Source organism: Fuchsiella alkaliacetigena (genome assembly GCF_023227765.1).
GTDB lineage: Bacteria > Bacillota > Halanaerobiia > Halobacteroidales > Acetohalobiaceae > Fuchsiella > Fuchsiella alkaliacetigena.
In genome coordinates this window covers 14,612-32,918 of the sequence record NZ_JALKBZ010000007.1, presented here as the reverse complement: position 1 = coordinate 32,918, position 18,307 = coordinate 14,612, and the positions used below count along the sequence as shown (strand labels likewise).

Here is an 18,307-nt window from a genome sequence, read left to right as displayed (position 1 = left end):
GAGGGATAAGATGGATTTGATTAATGGTGTGGTAGGAAAAGAATATCTTTTACTAGGTAATGAAGCAGTTGTGCGGGGAGCTTTGGAAGCAGGAATGGATATAGCTACTCAGTATCCGGGCACTCCTTCTTCAGAAATTGGAGATACTTTATGGAAAATCAAGGAAGACTGTGACTTTTATTATGAGTATTCAACTAATGAAAAGGTGTCCTTGGAGGTAGCAGCAGCAGCCGCCTCAGCGGGGGCCCGTTCACTAGCAGCTATGAAACACGTAGGTTTGAATGTTGCTTCCGATTCCTTCATGAGTACAGCTTATACAGGAGTGCGAGGAGCAATGGTGATTGTAGTAGCCGATGACCCTTCAATGCACTCTTCACAAAATGAACAGGATACGCGAATTTACTCTCGTTTAGCAGATATGCCAATGTTGGAGCCAGCTACTCCCAATGAGGCTAAAGAGATGACCAAGGAGGCTTTTGAACTATCTGAGGAGTTAGGAATGCCGGTGATTTTGAGATTAACTACTCGAATTAGTCATACGCGGGGCCCGGTTTCTTTTGGAGAGATAAAGGTACCGGAGGGTAAAAAGGAGTTTATTTCTAATCCGACTAAGTTCGTTCCTACTCCGGGTAATGCTTATCATTTGCATCGGGAGTTAAAAGAAAGGATTGCTCAAGCTAAAAAGTTAAGCAATAGTAGTGAGTTAAATCGAGTTGAGTCCGCTAAAGGCAGGGTGGGGATCATTTCCAGCAGTGTAGCGGCAGCCTATGCTCGAGAGGTGAAGGAAGAGTTTGAGCAAGAGGTATCTTTACTGACTCTAGCCTTTAGTTATCCGCTACCGGATGACTTAATTAAGGACTTTGTAAGCGACTTGGATAAGGTGTTGATTGTGGAAGAGTTAGAACCTGTTATGGAAAAAGAGATTCGCTCTTTACTATACGGAACGGGGATTGAAGTGGAGGTTTTTGGTAAGTTAAGCGCTCATCTGCCTGAACTTTATGAGTATACACCTAAGCTGGTTAGAGAAGCTTTAGCTGAAGTTCTAGGAGTTGAGCTTGAGGACTCAGCCTTATCAACAGCAGAAAGCGAGGTAGAAATACCGCCTCGACCGCCGGTAATGTGTGCTGGTTGTCCGCATCGGCATTCTTACTATGCTGTGGTTAAGGCAGCTCATGCCTGTACTAAAGGTGAGCCCGACCCTGTTTATACCGGTGATATCGGTTGTTATACCTTGGGAGCAGCGCCTCCGTTTATGGCTATTGACTATTTATTATCTATGGGTTCTAGCATTGGTACTACGGGAGGTTTTGCTGAAGCTACTGAGCAAAAGGTAATTAGCTTCATTGGTGATTCTACCTTCTTCCACGGTGGACTGCCGGCTTTAGTTAATGTGATTCATAATCAGCACGATATAACCTTAGTAATTCTCGATAATAGTACTACAGCTATGACCGGACATCAGCCTCATCCGGGTGCAGTTAAGGATGGCGAAGGAGCTTCCTTAAGAGAAGTTTCTATTGAAGATACTGTCCGGGGAATGGGAGTAGAGTTCTTGGAGGTAGTAGATCCTCAAAATATAGAGGAAACCGAAGAAATATTCAAAGAAGCAATAGAGTTTGAAGGAGTTTCAGTAGTAATTTCCCGAGCTCCATGTATCTTAGTTGAGAATCGCTTTAAAATGGAACGGGGCGAAGAGATTGTTAAGTGTAAAATTAAAGAAGAAGACTGTGTAGAGTGTGATGTTTGCGTACAGAAATATGCCTGTCCAGCCTTTTATCGGGGCCCAGATGGTTTAGCTATAGACCAAGCTTTATGTAATGGCTGTGGAGCTTGTCAACAGGTCTGTCCCTTAATAGATCTCTTTGGAGAAGGCGCAATTGAAGAGGAGGGAGGCGCATAATGGAGACAACTAATATAGTAATTACCGGTGTTGGTGGTCAAGGAATAATCTTAGTTTCCCATATCTTAGCCGATGCTGCTAAAGCTAGTGATCTATCGGTTTATGTAGGAGAGGTGCACGGCATGGCTCAACGAGGAGGAGTAGTACACACCTACGTGCGCATTGGAGATATTTACTCTTCCTTAGTTCCCGAAGGTGAAGCAGATATTGTGCTGAGTCTGGAGATGGGAGAGGCTTATAGAGCTAGAAACTATCTAAATTCTGAGTCTTGGGTAATTACCAATCAACGACGAATTATTCCGCTCAGTGTAGTTAAAGGAGAGGCTGACTATCCGGAAGCAGAAGAGATTGAGAAAGCTTTAGATGGATTAGGTGAGCGAACTTTAAGTGTTGATGCTACTAAGCTAGCTCGAGAAAGCGGTAGTGAGATTGCTGAAAATGTAGTTATGCTAGGAATAATGGTAGCTACAGGAGCTCTGCCTATTGAGGAAGAAACAATTAAGGAAGCTATTGTAGATCGAGTAAAGGAAGAATGGAAAGAGGTTAATCTAAAGGCCTTTGCAGCTGGTTTGCAGAAAGGTCAAGACTTAATAGCAGAGTTAGAGCTTTAAAAGGTTCATGATACTTTCTTTTTCAAATTCGAGATTTACAGTTTAAAATAAAGAGGATTATTATAAATGCCAGCAAGGAGAATTTGAGTTCTTTTTGCTGGCATTTATAGTTTAGTTATCATTGTTAATGAAGTAGTCTAAGATAGATGTTATAATTTAATTAGAATTGGACTATCAAACTTTGAGGAGGGATTACTTTGAAAAAACAATGGCTTTTTTTAGCTTTATGCTTAGTTTTATTTACTTCAATTTTAGTTGTAGGCTATGCCAAAGAAGACATATCAATTGCTGCTAAAGATGAGGTAGAATTAGAATTTGAAGTTATTGAAAAGCTTCCTGAAGACTTAAAGAAGGCTATTGGATTTGTAGGTGAGTTAAGGGGATTTGGAGTTATTCGTAGTACAGATAATGAATCTATAATCTATATAGGTGTTGGAGAAAAGCCTACTGGAGGCTACGGAATAGAGGTGGAGTCAGTAAAAGAGGTAGATGGACTTACTAAAATTAAGGTAGTAGAAACTTCACCTGCTGCAGATCAATTAGTTACTCAAGCAATAACTTATCCTAGAGTAGTTATTAAGGTTAAGGATATTACAGATGATATTCAAGTTATTAATGAACAAGGAGAGGTCTTTGAAGATATTAATGATGAAACTAAGGAAGCAGAGTATATAGATAGCAAGACAGGTAAATGAAAATAAGGGGAAAATTGTTCTGATAAGTCATTGGCTTTTGAAGATAATTAGATTAAAGATAGTGGAAATTATTTAGAGAGCATATTTCTTTTTTAAAAGAAATATGCTCTCTAAAAGTTATTAGGAATTATTTTAAATGGCAGAGGAATCTTTTTATATTTAAAGAGGTATTTAGAAATAAGTCTAGAAATAGATAATTAGTAATTATTATTATAAAATGTCGAAACTTATCATGTTTAAAGTGCTTAAGTAGTATAGATAGTTTGATCTAGGTCAAGTAAACGGCTAAGTCATTTAAGTATCGGGGATAATTGAACAAGTTAATTAGCAATAGGAGGTTGAAGAAATATGAAGGAAAAGGATGATCAAGCTTCCCAAACTATTCTGGCTGTAGATGATATAGCGGAAAATTTGGATGTAATTAAGGCTACTTTGACACCTAAGTATAGAGTGATAGCGGCTATTAATGGTCAGATGGCAGTAAAAATTGCTGAAAATAAAAAGCCAGATCTTATTTTATTAGATATTGTACTACCTAAAATGAATGGTTATGAGGTTTGTCAACAGCTCAAAGAAAATCCAGAGACTAGAGATATACCTATTATTTTTGTAACGGGAATGAACAGCACTTATGAGGAAACTAAAGGTCTGGAGTTAGGGGCTGTTGATTATATAGTTAAGCCTATCAATTCTCCTATCTTAGAGGCGCGAGTAAAAACTCATCTGGAACTATCTGAAACTAAACAAGAACTGAAAAAACATAGAAACTATCTGGAAGATCTTGTTCAGAAAAAAGTAAAGGAGATTTCAGAATCAAAAACAGCGACTATTTATGCTTTGGCCAAGCTGACAGAGTCTAGGGACAAGGGGACGGGAAAGCATTTGGAAAGGACACAAAGATACTGTCGTCTTTTGGCTAGTAAACTGCAAGAGCATGATAAATATCGATCGGTTATTGATTCAGAATATTGCGAAAATATCTATAAAGCCAGTCCTTTGCATGATATAGGTAAGGTTGGTATTTCTGATTCAATACTCTTAAAACCGGATAAATTGACTAAAGAAGAGTTTGAAATTATTAAAACTCATACTATAATTGGAGCTCAAACTTTAACCGAAGTAAAGGAAAAGTACACTGAAAATGTTTTTATTAATATGGGAATAGATATTGTTCGCTCCCATCACGAGAAATGGAATGGAAATGGCTATCCAGATGGTTTAGCTGGTGAGGAGATTCCTCTCTCGGCTAGGATAATGGCTATAGCTGATGTTTATGATGCTTTAAGGACTAAACGACCTTATAAGGACTCTTTTTCACATGAGAAAAGCTGTGAGATTATTATTCGAAATAAAGAAAAGCATTTTGATCCTCTTTTGGTGGAGGCTTTTATAGCCTTGCAAGAAAAGTTTAAGGCTATTAGTACTGAACTTAAAGATTAAAGGTGATTATTAATATTTTTGGGGTGAGCTTGATGAGCAGCGAGATCAAAAGTTTTATATATTTTTCATTACTGGCAGCTTTATTAACAATTTTTGCTCAAGTAAATTTTTTGTTCTTTCATACATTAGTAGAGGGTTGGGCCATCATTGTAGCAGTTAGTATCTTTATTATTGCTTTAAATACTCGAAAAGTTAATAATAATAACTATATAACTTTATTAGGTTTTGGTTACTTATGTATTGCTATTTTAACTTTCTTTCATACTTTTACTTATGAAGGAATTACCTTTATTATTGATGCGGGCCCTGATCCTGGTATTCAGTTTTGGATGGCGGCTCGTTTTTTAGAAACGCTTGTTTTATTTCCCTTGCCTTTTTTAATTAAAAGTGAGTTAAAGCAGCGACAGGTTAATTTAATTATTGGCGGTTATTTCTTTTTAACAGTACTGGCTATCTTAACAATCTTAGTTTATTCTATTTTTCCTACCTGTTTTGAAGAGGGAGTGGGTTTAACCTCTTTTAAAATTTATAGTGAATATGTGATCATAGCTTTATTGGGAATAACTATTTATAATTTATATCAAAGAAGAGATAATTACGAGAGAGATTTATTTGAAATGTTAGTTTATTCTCTGCTGGCTACGATTATTGCTGAACTATTCTTTACCTTTTATAAAGATGTTTATGGAGTTATTAATATTTTAGGTCATATTTTTTATTTACTTTCTTTTTATATTTTATATCGGATTATAGTGAAAAAAAGCTTACAGGAGCCGCAACGATTTCTTTATAATGATTTAAAAATGGCAAATTCTAATGTTAAAAAGATTAATCAATGCTTTTTATCCTTTACTTCTGATAATGACTATAATATTGAGCAAATAGTTGAAACTACTGGGAAGTTATTAAAGGCTGATTCTACTTTTTATAACCAAGTAACAGGTGATAAGTTTAAAGCTATTTCAAGCTGGAATGGCCCGGAGAATATCAAACAAGAGTATGAAATGGAAGATCATCCTGCTAATTATGTTATCAATAAAGATAGTAGAGAACCGGTGCTTATTACTAATATAGATCAAAATGAGCAGTTTTTAGCTTATCCTGGAATTAAAGAGTATGGTTTAAAGACTTATATTGGTTGTGTAGCTTATGTTAATAATCAGAAACATGGAGTATTAGCTGCCTTGTTTAAAAGAGATATAAAGCCTACTCAGCAATCTTTGGATATGTTAAGCACTTTAACTCGGGCTGTCGGAATTGAAATCCAAAGAAAAGAGACCCAAAAAGAACTATTTAAAGCTAAGCAGGAAGCAGAGGCAGCAAATAAAGCTAAATCTCAATTTTTGGCTAATATGAGTCATGAAATTCGAACTCCATTAAATGCTATTACTAGCTTGATTAATCTCTGTCTAAATACGGATCTTGATGATAAGCAACGTGATTATTTAACTAAGGCTAATGTTTCCAGCAAGTCTTTACTGCGGATTATTAATGATATATTAGATCTTTCCAAAGTCGAGGCTGATGAACTTGATATTGAAAGTGTTCCTTTTGAACTTGATAATGTCTTATATAATTTATGGACTTTAATTGCTAATAAAGCTCAGAAAAAGGGATTAGAGCTGCTTTTTTCGCGAAGCTTAGATATTCCGGATAACTTGATTGGTGATCCTTTGCGCTTAGAGCAGGTATTGACTAATTTAGTTAGTAATGCAGTTAAGTTTACTGAATTTGGCGAAGTTGTGCTCTATATTGAAGTTAAGGAGCGGAGTGAAGAGAGTATTATTTTGAAATTTACTGTGGTAGATACCGGTATCGGGATTAGTAAAGAGGATCAGCACTATCTTTTTGAGCCTTTTTTTCAAGCTGATTCATCTGCTACTAGAGAGTTTGGAGGGACGGGTTTAGGTCTAACTATTGCTAAAAGATTGGTAGAAATGATGAATGGTGAGATCTGGGTAGAGAGTGAAGTTGGCAAAGGAACTACTTTCTTTTTTACCGCCGAATTTACTTTGGTAGATAATGAAGTGCAGCAGTTACTTGTTCCGCCAGAATTATGTGGTCTGAGAGTTTTAGTAGTTGATGACAATGCTACGGCCCGAGAAATATTCAAGAATTATTTAGAGTCCTTTTCTTTTCAAGTAACTGTAGTGGAGTCGGGAGAGGCTGCTATTTCAAAGCTAGAAACAGCTGAGAAGCTTTTTGGATTATTGCTAGTGGACTGGAATATGCCTGGCTTGAATGGTTTAGAGGTAGCGCGGAGAGTTGTGAATAACAGTAAAATTATAGTTCCGCCGAAGATTATTTTAGTTTCGGCTTTTGCTCGCGAGGATGTTTTAGCTGAAGCAGGTGTTGAGTATTTGGATACTTTTTTGACTAAGCCAACTAGTCCTTCGCAGTTATTTGATTCGATTATGAATATTTTTGGCTATTCTTTTGCAGTTTCGGCTGCTTATCGTGAGCAGGAATTAGATTTAGAGGATCTTCGACCTATACAAGGAGCTCGTATTTTACTGGTTGAGGATAATTTGATTAATCAAGAGGTATGTTGTGAGCTACTAGAACAGCATCGTTTTAGAGTGGATGTAGCTAATAATGGCCAAGAAGCACTGGAAATGTTGGAACCGGGTCGTTATGACTGTGTATTGATGGATGTACAGATGCCGATAATGGATGGTTATGAGGCTACTCGTAAAATTCGAAGTGATGAGCGTTTTAAGCAATTACCTATTTTAGCTTTAACTGCTAATGCTATGGAGGAGCACAAACGTCAGAGCAGGGAAGCTGGCTTAAACGATCATATATCTAAACCTATAGATTTTGAGGAATTATTTGGTGTTTTACTTAAATGGATAGAGCCTGGAGAGCGCCAGTTGCCCCAAAAACTAGCTACTGAGGAAGAAACAAAAGAAGACTTTTCTAAATTAGCTGGCCTTAATACTCAAGCTGGTCTGGCTAGAATGAAAGGGAACACTAAAGCTTATAGAAAGCTATTAGTAAAGTTTCTAGTTAATCAGGCCGATACTGTAGAGAGAATTCGTCAAGCTTTTAATAAAGGTGACTATCAGACAGTAGAAAGATTAGCTCATGGCTTGAAAGGAGTAGCTGCTAATATTGGTGCTGTTGACTTGCAAGAAGCTACAGCTGATTTGGAGATAGCTGTGCAGGAAGAAACTGAGGAGATGGAAGAAAAGTTAGCGGTACTAGAAGAAGAATTGCAGCGGGTTATTACTGCTATCGAGTCTGCTAATTTACAAGTATCTAAACAAAAAACTAAGGAGAAAATAGATTCGAAAGATCTTTTGGATCTATTATATGAATTGAGGTCTTTAATAAAAGAGTATGATACTCAGGCGATAGAGCTTTTAGAAGATATTTTAACTAAAAGAATAGAGGAAGCAATAGAAGAATCCTTAGTTGAATTAGAAGAGAACTTATCAAAGTATGACTTTGAAAGAGCATTGGAGCAGATAAATGAATTAATTAAGAAAATGGAGGATTGAAATATGTAAATAATAGCTAAGGAAATAACGAAGATCATTTCACAAATTATTAATATCAATGAAATGAGGTGAGAAGATGGAAGTAAGAAATACTTACTATAAGAATAGAGCTGCTTTACAAGACTTTGTTGAAAGTAATCAGATTAATGATGATAAGCTGTTAGTTCAAGTCTTTATTGGAGTCTGTAAAGAAGATTATATACGCCGGGTAATAGCTGATCTTAAATTTTTATTACCTCAAGCGGTTATAATTGGTACGACAACTTCCGGAGAAATAATAAATGGAAAAAATAAAGAGGAAACTACAGTTTTATCATTTACTAGTTTTAAGAAAACTAGTTTAAGCTCAACTGCTATTCCCTATCAGGGAGAGGACTGTTTTGAGATCGGAAAGAGCTTAGGGAAAGAATTAATTTCAGCAGATACCAAAGCTATTATTTTATTTTCTGACTGGATGAATATTCAGGATGGTTTAGTTAAGGGAATAGCAGCTGTAGATGATCAGGTGATTATAGCTGGGGGTAGGGCTGCTGATAATTTTAGATATGAAGATAATTATATATTTTTAAATAAAAGAGTTTTAAGTTCCGGAGTGGTAGGTGTTTCTTTAAATAGTAAAGAGTTAAAGGTTTTTTCTGATTATAATCTAGGCTGGCAAAAAATAGGTAAGGAAATGGAAGTGACTAAGAGTGATCAAGGGAGGGTTTATACAATAGATGAGCAGCCGACATATGATATTTATGCTGAGTATTTAGGAGAGAAGATTGCTAGCGGTTTACCTCAGGTTACTGGGCCCGAGTTTCCTTTGCTTATTGATCAGGAGGATTTCTTTTTAGCTCGGGGAGCAGTTGCTAGAGCAGAGGATGGCTCAATAACCTTTGCTGGTAATGTTCCGGAGGGGGAAAAGGTATATTTAGGTTATGGCCATGTAGATACAATTCTTAGTAATAATGAACATTTAATTAAAAGCTTATCGACTCAGACATCTGCCCAAGCGATCTATGTTTATTCCTGTTCTGTAAGAAAGGATGTTTTACAGGAAAATTTAGATTTAGAATTAGAACCGCTAGAAAAGATTGCTCCGACGGCAGGTTTCTTTACTTATGGAGAGTTTTATAGTTCGGGGCGAGAAAATAAACTGCTTAATATTACTTTAACGGTACTTGCTTTATCGGAAAAGAGTGATGGGGAAGCAGAAGCTAAAAAAGAGTTGGAATTAGTAGAAAATGCTTTAGGTAATGAGCGTCAGGTGAGTACTATTAAAGCCTTGACTCACTTAGCAAATACTGTAACCGAAGAATTAGAGATAGCTAAGGAAAAAGCAGAAGCAGCAAACGAAGCTAAATCTCAATTTTTAGCTAATATGAGCCATGAAATTAGAACTCCGCTTAATGCTATTATTAGTTTAATCAATCTTTGTCTTAATACAGACCTTAATAGAAAACAGCGTGATTATTTAACTAAAGCTAATGTTTCCAGTAAATCTTTGCTACGTATTATTAATGATCTTTTAGACCTTTCTAAAATTGAAGTTGGTGGATTAGATGTTGAAGCTACTCCTTTTGAGTTGGATAATGTTTTGTATAACTTATGGACTTTGATTGCTAATAAGACCAGAGAAAAAGGCTTGGAGTTACTCTTTTTCAGGGACTTAGATATTCCTAACTCTTTAGTTGGTGATTCTTTACGCTTGGAGCAGATATTGACTAATTTAGTTAGCAATGCAGTAAAGTTTACCCAAGCTGGTGAAGTAGTGTTGTCTATTGAGGTTAGTGAGCGGAGTGAAGAGAGGATTGTTTTGGAATTTGCTGTGAAAGATACTGGTATTGGGATTAGCGAAGAGGATCAACGTTATCTTTTTAAGCCTTTTTCTCAAATTGATTTCTCCAATACTCGAAAAGTTGGCGGAACGGGTTTGGGACTAGCTATTTCTAAAGAATTGGTGGAGTTGATGAACGGTAAGATCTGGGTGGAGAGCAAGTTAGGCAAGGGGAGTACTTTCTTTTTTACTGCGGAGTTTGGTTTATTAGCAGAGGAGGTTCAGAAGTCACTTGTTGTTCCCTCCGATTTACAAGGGTTGCGAGTTCTAGTGGCTGATGATAATGCTACGGCCCGAGAGATATTTAAGAATTATTTGGAGTCCTTTTCTTTTCAAGTAACTGTAGTGGAGTCTGGCGAGGCGGCTATTTCAGAATTAGAAGCAGCCGAAGAGCTTTTTGGATTATTGCTAGTTGATTTGAATATGCCTGGTTTGAATGGCTTGGAGACGGCGCGCAAAGTTGTAACTAATAGTAAAATTGCAGTTCCACCCAAGATAATTTTGGTTTCAGCTTTTGCTTATGAGGAAATTTTAGCTGAACCAGGTGCTGAGTATTTGGATACTTTTTTGACTAAGCCTACTAGTCCTTCTTATTTATTTGACTCGATTATGAATATTTTTGGTTATTCTTCTCAAATTTCGGCTGTTTATCGTGAGCAGGAATTGGATTTGGAGGAGCTTAGATCTATACAGGGGGCCCGGATCTTGTTGGTTGAAGATAATATGATAAACCAACAGGTATGTTGTGAGCTATTGGTGCAGAATAACTTTATTGTAGATGCTGTTGATAATGGAGAAGAAGCGCTGGAGATGTTGGAGAATAGAGAGTATGACTGTGTGTTAATGGATGTGCAGATGCCGATGATGGATGGTTATGAAGCGACTCGTAGAATTAGGGAGGAGAAAGGTTTAGAAGAATTGCCTGTTTTGGCTCTAACGGCTAATGTTATGAAAGAACATAGACGTCAGACCAGAGAGGCGGGAATGAATGATCATATTTCTAAACCTATAGATATTGAGGAACTGTTTAGTACTTTACTCAAATGGATAGAGCCGGGAGAAAGAGAACTGCCAGCAGAGTTAAACTGTGATTGTGGTGAGCTAAAGGAAGCAGGGCAACTGCCAGAATTGAATGGTATTGATACTGAGGGTGGTCTTTTGAGAATGGGTGGTAATGTGGCTGCCTATAAAAAGTTACTAGTCAAGTTTTTAGATAATCAAGTTAGTACTACTGAAGAGCTTCGCCAGCTATTTAATAAAGGTGATTATCAAGGAGTTAAGAAGCTAACCCATAGCTTAAAAGGGGCAGCCGGCAATATTGGGGCTAATACTCTCTATGAAGCTATAGTTGATTTGGAGGCTGCTTTACAGGAAGAGGTTGGGGATATTTCAAAACTGTTAAGGAGAGTTGAAAAAGAATTACAGCTAGTCATTAATACCATTGAATCGGCTAATTTAGAAGAAGCTAGACAGAAGTCCTATGAAAAAATTGAATTAAAAGAGCTTTTAATTCAATTACGAAAGCTGAAATTATTGATAGAAGAGTATGATACAGAAGCAATAGATTTTTTGGAGGGGATTTTATCTAGGAGAGTAGAGGTAGAAATAGAGACACTCCTGCTTGATTTAGCAAAAAGCTTATCAAAATATGATTTTGAAAGCGCCTTGGAGCAGATAGCCCAGTTAATTAGGAAAGTGGAGGGTAGAGAAGTATGAGTAATAAAGGTGAGCAAAGGAAAGAAACTATTTTGGTAGTGGATGATATAGTTGAGAATTTAGAGGTAGTTAAAAGAGCTTTGACACCTAAATATAGAGTTAAGGCAGCTATCAGCGGCCAGTTAGCAGTAGAAATTGCTGTCAGTCAAAAACCGGACTTGATTTTGTTAGATATTTTAATGCCTGAAATGAGTGGTTATGAGGTCTGTCAACAGTTGAAGGCGAAGGCTATCACTAAGGATATACCTATTATCTTTTTGACGGGGATGGATAGTACTCATGAGGAAACTCAAGGTTTAAAAATGGGGGCTGTTGATTATATAGCTAAGCCTATTAATCCTCCAATTTTGAAGGCTCGCATAAAAACTCATTTGGAGTTATCCAAGACTAAAAAAAAGCTGTTACACCAAAAGCAGGAAATAGAGAATCTTTATCAAAAATTAAACAATGAAATAAATAAGGCAGCTCAAATTCACGAAAGAAACTTTTTAGCTGAGATACCTAACTGTGAAGGCTTATCCTTAGCAACTCATTTTCAGCCGGCCCAGCGTTTGGGAGGGGATTTTTATAACTTTATTAAGACAGGAGATAAACTAGTTATTTATCTTTCTGATGTTACCGGTCATAGCTTGGAGGGAGTTGTATTTAATGCTTTTGTTAAGGAGGCGGTTGACAGTTATGTGAGCATAAGGACTGGGGATATAGAGCCTGAAGGAATATTACGTCATGTTTATCAGCAATACTGTAAAAATAATTATCCAGACGACTATTTTGTTTGTATATTTCTAATGGTATTAGATTTGCAGAGCAATGAATTGAGTTATAGCGGAGCAGGCTTTCAAAACTTTCCACTGCTTTGTTTTGGTAATGGAGAGCGACTAACATTGAAGAGTTCAGGGCCGCCAATATCTTTAGCTATTTCACCAGAATTAATGGATTTTGAGGCTAAACAGATTACTTTAATGTCGGGCTCAACTTTACTATTTAGTACCGATGGTATTGTAGAGCAGGCAAATGGAAGTTTGAGGTATAAAAATAGACTTAAGGAAGCTTTTTATAATAACTGCCATCGTCCACCACGAAAAATTGTCCAGACTATAAATGAAGACTTTCAAAGTTTTAATAATGGCTGCCAGCAAGCCGATGATGATATCACCTATATTGTGTTGCAAGTAGATTAGAAGCAAGGTATGGAATGCCAAAGGCAATATTCGAAAGCATGCTCCCTGAAGGCTGTGGAGTATGTTTTTTTATTTATTGATTATAAATGAATTATAGAGGAAATTAGTTTTCTATAGATAAATATGTAATTAGAAGTTGTAAAATTTTTAAAATAAGTTTGAATTTTATTGCAGTTGAAGAATTAACTGATGTATAATAAAAGAGTAGCTTATTGATATTTAAGTGAATGAGACAGGCAATGAATTGACAATGAGGAGGGAGCTTCCATTACTAAATTAAAAGAGGAAACAGTGCTAATTGTCGATGATGAAGCTATAAATATAAAGATATTAGCGGAGATACTAAAGGATTGGGATTTAAAGATAGCTAAGGATGGAAAGACTGCTCTGTCAATTGCTAAAAATAATTCACCTGATATTATTTTATTGGATATTATGATGCCTGGGCTTGATGGATATGAGGTCTGTAAAAGGCTTAAGGGGTCATCTGCTACCCAAAATATACCTGTTATATTCATAACTGCTAAGGATAGCGAGGAGGATGAGGTTCATGGTTTAAAGCTAGGAGCTATTGATTATATTACTAAGCCTTTTAGTAGGGCCCTAGTTAAAACAAAGGTGAGGAACCATCTCCAGTACCAACAGACAAAAAAAGAACTGCAGGAAACAAAAAAGATGTTAAATAAGATACTGGATCTTTCCTCGGAAGGAATTCGCTATATTGATACAGATTATAATACTATAAAATCTAATGATAAATATGATGAATTAAATAGGCTTTATTTAAAAGGTCAGGATAAGGAGAATCTTAAAGATAGCGATTTTAAGTGTTACTATTCACTTTGTACTCGGAGTTGTGATTCGCAGGAATGTTCTTTAGTTCAAATCCTGAACGGCAAAGAGTTTATTCAGAATGATGTTCAACTTAGTTTAGCTGGGGAAGAAAGATACTTTATAGTTACTGTAGTTCCTTATAGAAATGACCAGGGAGAATTAAAGGGGATTTTACAGAGTTATAGAGATATTACGAAACGGAAAGAAAAAGAAATAGAGATTGAAAAGAAGAATTTAGAGTTAGCAAAGTTATACAATGATTTAGAAACAGAGTTTGAGAAAGGAATTGAATTACATCAGCAATTCTTACCAGATGAGCTACCTGCGGTTGAGGGTTTATCCTATGCTGCCTATTTTCAGCCAGCCGATAAACTGGGTGGTGACTTTTATAATGCAATCAAACTAGGAGAACAACTACTTGTTTATTTAGCTGATGTAAGTGGTCATGGGTTAGATGGTTCTATGTTAAATATATTTTTGCGAGAGACAATTAATAATTATTTGTTGTATGAACATGATGAAGATAGGATATTAAGTCCAGTTAAGATAATTAGTTACGTAGCAACTAGATATAATGAAGAAGACTTTCCAGGCGATTACTTTATCTGTCTCTTGTTGGGAGTTTTAGATATTAAAGAACAGGAGTTCATTTTTGCTAATGCAGGTATTCAGGTTCCGCCAATAATAATTAGTAAAGATGGTGAGCTTTCTTCTCTTTCTTGCTGTGGACTACCTATTTCTTCAGCGATTTATAAAGAGGTATATAGGGAATTGGGTATTTCGGACTGTCAACAAAAGGTGGACTTAACTGGAAATACGATCTTTTTAACTACTGATGGATTGATTGAGGAAGTAGTTGCCGAAGAGAGATACGGAGAAGAGAGTTTGAAAAGGGTTTTAGTTAGAAATCATGACCTTTCGCCGGAGCAAATTGTGGATAAGGTTAATCAAGACTTTAAAGAATTTACTGGTAGTTTAGTTGGTCAGGATGATATCACCTTTTTTGTTTTAAGAGATGAGGAGATAGAATGAAGCTAAACTTTAAAAGCGTTAAGGCTAAACTGGTTTTGGTCAGTATCATATTGATATTTGTTGTTTTAGGAGTTCTGAACACCTTTATTATTCCTACTATTAGTAGGAATATCTATGATGAAAAGAAGACTCAGGTTCAGGAGATGGTTAATGCTGCTTTGGGAGTGATGGACTACTATTATGAATTGGAGAGCAAAGGCGAATTGAGTAGAGTTGAAGCCCAACGGAGGGCTCGGGAAGTAATTGCAGGTTTAACTTATGGCCCGGATAATCAGGATTATTTTTGGATTCAGGACACCAAACCAGAAATGATAGTGCACCCTTTTCGACCTGATTTAGATGGCGAATATATTGGTGACTTTGAAGATCCAGAAGGCATACGCTTATTTACTGAAATGGCCGAAATAGTTGAAAATGAAGGAAGCGGTTTTGTAGAATATCAATGGCAGTATTACGATGTTGAAGATAGAATTGAGCCTAAAATATCTTATGTTGAACATTTTGAAGAATGGGGTTGGATTTTGGGTACTGGAGTTTATGTAAATGATGTTAAAGATGAAGTATTTAGTGTTATAGAAACGATTATTTTAATAACTGTGTTATTATTTGTTGGGGTAGGATTTGTAGTTTCTATTTTAGCTAATACCTTTACTGGACCGATAATTAAAGCAGATAAATTTGCTCAAGAGATTACTGCTGGTAATTTAGAAGTAGAAGATTTGCAGGTTAAGGGCAAAGATGAAATTTCTAGTTTAATTAAGTCTTTGAATAAAATGAAGAATAGATTAAAAGCTGATCTTAGAGAAAGGAAGGAGAAGGAAGAAGAGTTAGTAGCTGCTAAAGAGGAAGCTGAAGTAGCAAATAGAGCTAAAAGCCAGTTTTTGGCTAATATGAGCCATGAGATTAGAACCCCTATCAATGCTATAATAGGTTTAAGCCATATTGCTAAGTCTAAAAGTGAGAACCCAGAGCTACAAAAGTATATTAGTAAAATTCAACGATCTTCAGATGATTTATTGAAGATAATTAATGATATTTTAGACTATTCAAAGATTGAAGCAGGTAGTTTAGAACTAGAGGAAACTAACTTTTATATTCACGAGGTAATAAATAATGTGGTAGAGATGTTTACTTATCAGGCCCAAGAAAAAGGATTGGAGTTAAAGGCTGCCTTGGATCCTCAAGTTCCTGCTTATGTAGAGGGAGATCCCTTAAGGTTAAAGCAGGTACTTATTAATCTGACTAGTAATGCAATTAAGTTTACCGAAAGCGGAGAGGTTACTTTAATTGTTAATGTTGTAGCTATCAAAGAAAAAGAAGTGGAGATAATTTTTTCTGTTAAGGATACCGGGATAGGTATTGCTCCGGAAGAACAGCAGGATTTATTTCAGGAGTTTTCACAGGCTGACAGTTCTACCAGTAGAGAGTATGGTGGTACCGGCTTAGGACTTTCAATCAGTAAACGCTTAGTGGAATTGATGGATGGTCAGATTTGGGTAGAAAGTGAGCTAAATAAAGGCTCTACCTTTAGTTTTTCACTTTGTTTTGCTATTCAGGAGGATATAACGGCAGTAGAGTTTTTACTGGATAGAGAAGGATTAAAGGTATTGATAGTCGATGATGATCCTAGTTCGCAGGAAGTTCTTAAGGAGTTAATGACCTCCTTTAATTATGATTATCGAGTAGTAAGCTGTGGAGAAGAGGCTATTGAGGAACTTGAATTGGGAAATAAGCAAAGGAAGACTGAGCCTTATGATTTGGTATTACTTGATTATAAGCTGCCTAAAGTTGATGGTTTGGAAGTAGCTCAGTGGATTAAAAAGAGATTAGAATTAAAGAAAAGGCCGGCAATAATTATGGTTACGGCTTATGAAAATGATGCAGTGAAAGAAAAGGCAGAATCTCTTGGATTAGAAGGTTTTCTAGTCAAGCCTGTTAATCAATCTGTATTATTTAATGTTATTATTAAGGTTTTTGGCCAGCAAGAGCATCTTTTTTCTTTAACGGATCAACAGGGTCAAATAAGTGAGCTGCAGGAGCAAAGCTTAGCTGGCTTTTCTGTATTACTTGTTGAGGATAATTTGATTAATCAGGAAATTGCTAAGGAGCTAATGGAGGATGTTGGTTTGCAGGTTAGTGTAGTCGAGAATGGAGAGGAAGCAGTTGAAAAGGTGAAGGAAGAAGATTTTGATTTAATACTGATGGATGTACAGATGCCTGTAATGGATGGTTACGAGGCAACAAAAATAATTAGAGCTGATTCCAAAAATCAAGATATACCTATTATTGCTATAACAGCTCACGCTATGCTAGAAGATAAAGAACACTGTCTGGAAGTTGGGATGAATGATTATATCTCTAAACCTTTTATGCCTCAGGAATTTTTGCTTAAATTATCAAAGTGGATAAATGATGGTATTTCGTTTGAAAGTAAGGTTAGGGAAGTTGATATTGTTGATAATTTATCTAACTTAGATGTTGAAGCAGGATTAAAGAGAGTAAATGATAATCGCAATCTATATTTTAAGCTTTTAAATAGGTTTTTAGAAATGAATAAAGAATCGCTTGCCAAGATAAAGAAGGCATCTTTAGAGGGGGATCAGCAACTTATTAAGGAAGAGGCTCATAGCCTTAAAGGTACAGCTGCTAATATTGGAGCTAATCAAGTTGCTAAGTTATGCCAGCAGATACAAGAAGGAAAGTTTTCGGAACAGGCTATAGAAGAGTTGGAAGCGGAATTAGCCTTAGTGGAAAGCTATATTACTGATCTGCTTGAAGATTATAATGAGCAGGAAGAAGTAGGAGAGATCAGTAAGGGAGATGCTAAAAGATTTTATCAGCTGTTAGCTGATTTAGAGAATAAGTTAGAGGATAATAGCTTTGTTAGAGAAGAGTTTTTAGCAAGTATAGCTACGGAGCTACCTGAACAGGAAGAGGTTATTGAGCAGTTTGAACTATTGAAGGAGTCCTTGGATAACTTTGATTATCAAGCAGCTCTTTCTATTTTATCTAAGCTAAAGGATTTAAGCAGTTAAAATTAGGGAGGAAAATATGAATATTATTTTAGCAATTATAATACTTCTCTTATTTATAATTAGTTTAGTAGGAGTGGTGGTGCCTTTTATCCCCGATACTATTCCTTTATGGGTTGCCTTTTTTCTAAGTAGATTTTTTGAGCCACCTTTAGCTCTGCCGACTAGCTTTTGGCTGGCAATGTTAGTGATTACCTTGCTGGCCTTAAGTTCGGACTTTATTGTTAATAGTTTTTTTATTAAAAAAGAGGGTGGTACGAGATGGACGATCTTGGCTGGAAGTATAGGTTTATTAGCTGGGCCTTTAGTCATAGGTCCGATTGGCATTATAGTAGGGCCCTTTGTACTGGTTTTTGTAGTAAGCTTTTTGGGAGAAAAGGTTGGGGGAGATGTGGCTTGGAATAGGGCCCTAGGTACGGTAATGGCTTTTTTTAGTAGTAGTGTGATTAAGATTGGATTACAACTGATAATGATTAGCTGGTATCTCTATATTCTTCTTTTTTAGAGTAAGCAGAAGTAAAATAGAGGTCTATAAATTTTGATT

The 18,307-nt window shown here is 36.2% G+C and carries 10 protein-coding genes; all 10 read left to right on the top strand.

Going from position 1 to position 18,307, the window contains the following annotated elements; translation table 11 throughout:
• Positions 1-10 precede the first annotated feature (10 nt).
• The 10 genes from iorA to MWH30_RS03170 all read left to right on the top strand — a co-directional run bounded on the left by iorA (position 11) and on the right by MWH30_RS03170 (position 18,268).
• Positions 11-1,900 (top strand): indolepyruvate ferredoxin oxidoreductase subunit alpha, encoded by a 1,890-nt coding sequence (iorA, locus tag MWH30_RS03215; protein ID WP_248662607.1) that lies wholly within the window; start codon positions 11-13, stop codon positions 1,898-1,900.
• Positions 1,900-2,511, top strand: a complete 612-nt coding sequence (iorB, locus tag MWH30_RS03210; protein WP_248662606.1) for an indolepyruvate ferredoxin oxidoreductase subunit beta — start codon at positions 1,900-1,902, stop codon at positions 2,509-2,511. Before iorA ends, iorB begins: the two co-directional genes overlap by 1 nt.
• A 197-nt stretch (positions 2,512-2,708) precedes the next feature.
• Positions 2,709-3,206, top strand: coding sequence for a protease complex subunit PrcB family protein (locus MWH30_RS03205; RefSeq protein WP_248662605.1), 498 nt, complete (start codon positions 2,709-2,711; stop codon positions 3,204-3,206).
• Positions 3,207-3,554: 348 nt separating this feature from the next.
• Positions 3,555-4,646 carry an HD domain-containing phosphohydrolase gene (locus MWH30_RS03200; protein ID WP_248662604.1) on the top strand — a complete coding sequence of 364 codons (1,092 nt, stop codon included), beginning with the start codon at positions 3,555-3,557 and terminating at the stop codon, positions 4,644-4,646.
• A gap of 32 nt (positions 4,647-4,678) precedes the next feature.
• Positions 4,679-8,149, top strand: a complete 3,471-nt coding sequence (locus MWH30_RS03195; protein ID WP_248662603.1) for an MASE3 domain-containing protein — start codon at positions 4,679-4,681, stop codon at positions 8,147-8,149.
• 76 nt (positions 8,150-8,225) lie between these two features.
• Positions 8,226-11,684 (top strand): response regulator, encoded by a 3,459-nt coding sequence (locus MWH30_RS03190; protein WP_248662602.1) that lies wholly within the window; start codon positions 8,226-8,228, stop codon positions 11,682-11,684.
• Positions 11,681-12,865 carry a PP2C family protein-serine/threonine phosphatase gene (locus MWH30_RS03185; protein ID WP_248662601.1) on the top strand — a complete coding sequence of 395 codons (1,185 nt, stop codon included), beginning with the start codon at positions 11,681-11,683 and terminating at the stop codon, positions 12,863-12,865. Before MWH30_RS03190 ends, MWH30_RS03185 begins: the two co-directional genes overlap by 4 nt.
• 291 nt (positions 12,866-13,156) lie before the next feature.
• Complete coding sequence (locus tag MWH30_RS03180) at positions 13,157-14,731, top strand: response regulator (protein ID WP_248662600.1); 1,575 nt, start codon at positions 13,157-13,159, stop codon at positions 14,729-14,731.
• Positions 14,728-17,766 (top strand): response regulator, encoded by a 3,039-nt coding sequence (locus MWH30_RS03175; protein ID WP_248662599.1) that lies wholly within the window; start codon positions 14,728-14,730, stop codon positions 17,764-17,766. Before MWH30_RS03180 ends, MWH30_RS03175 begins: the two co-directional genes overlap by 4 nt.
• 16 nt (positions 17,767-17,782) lie before the next feature.
• Positions 17,783-18,268, top strand: a complete 486-nt coding sequence (locus MWH30_RS03170) for a DUF456 domain-containing protein (protein ID WP_248662598.1) — start codon at positions 17,783-17,785, stop codon at positions 18,266-18,268.
• The last annotated feature ends 39 nt before the right edge of the window (positions 18,269-18,307 follow it).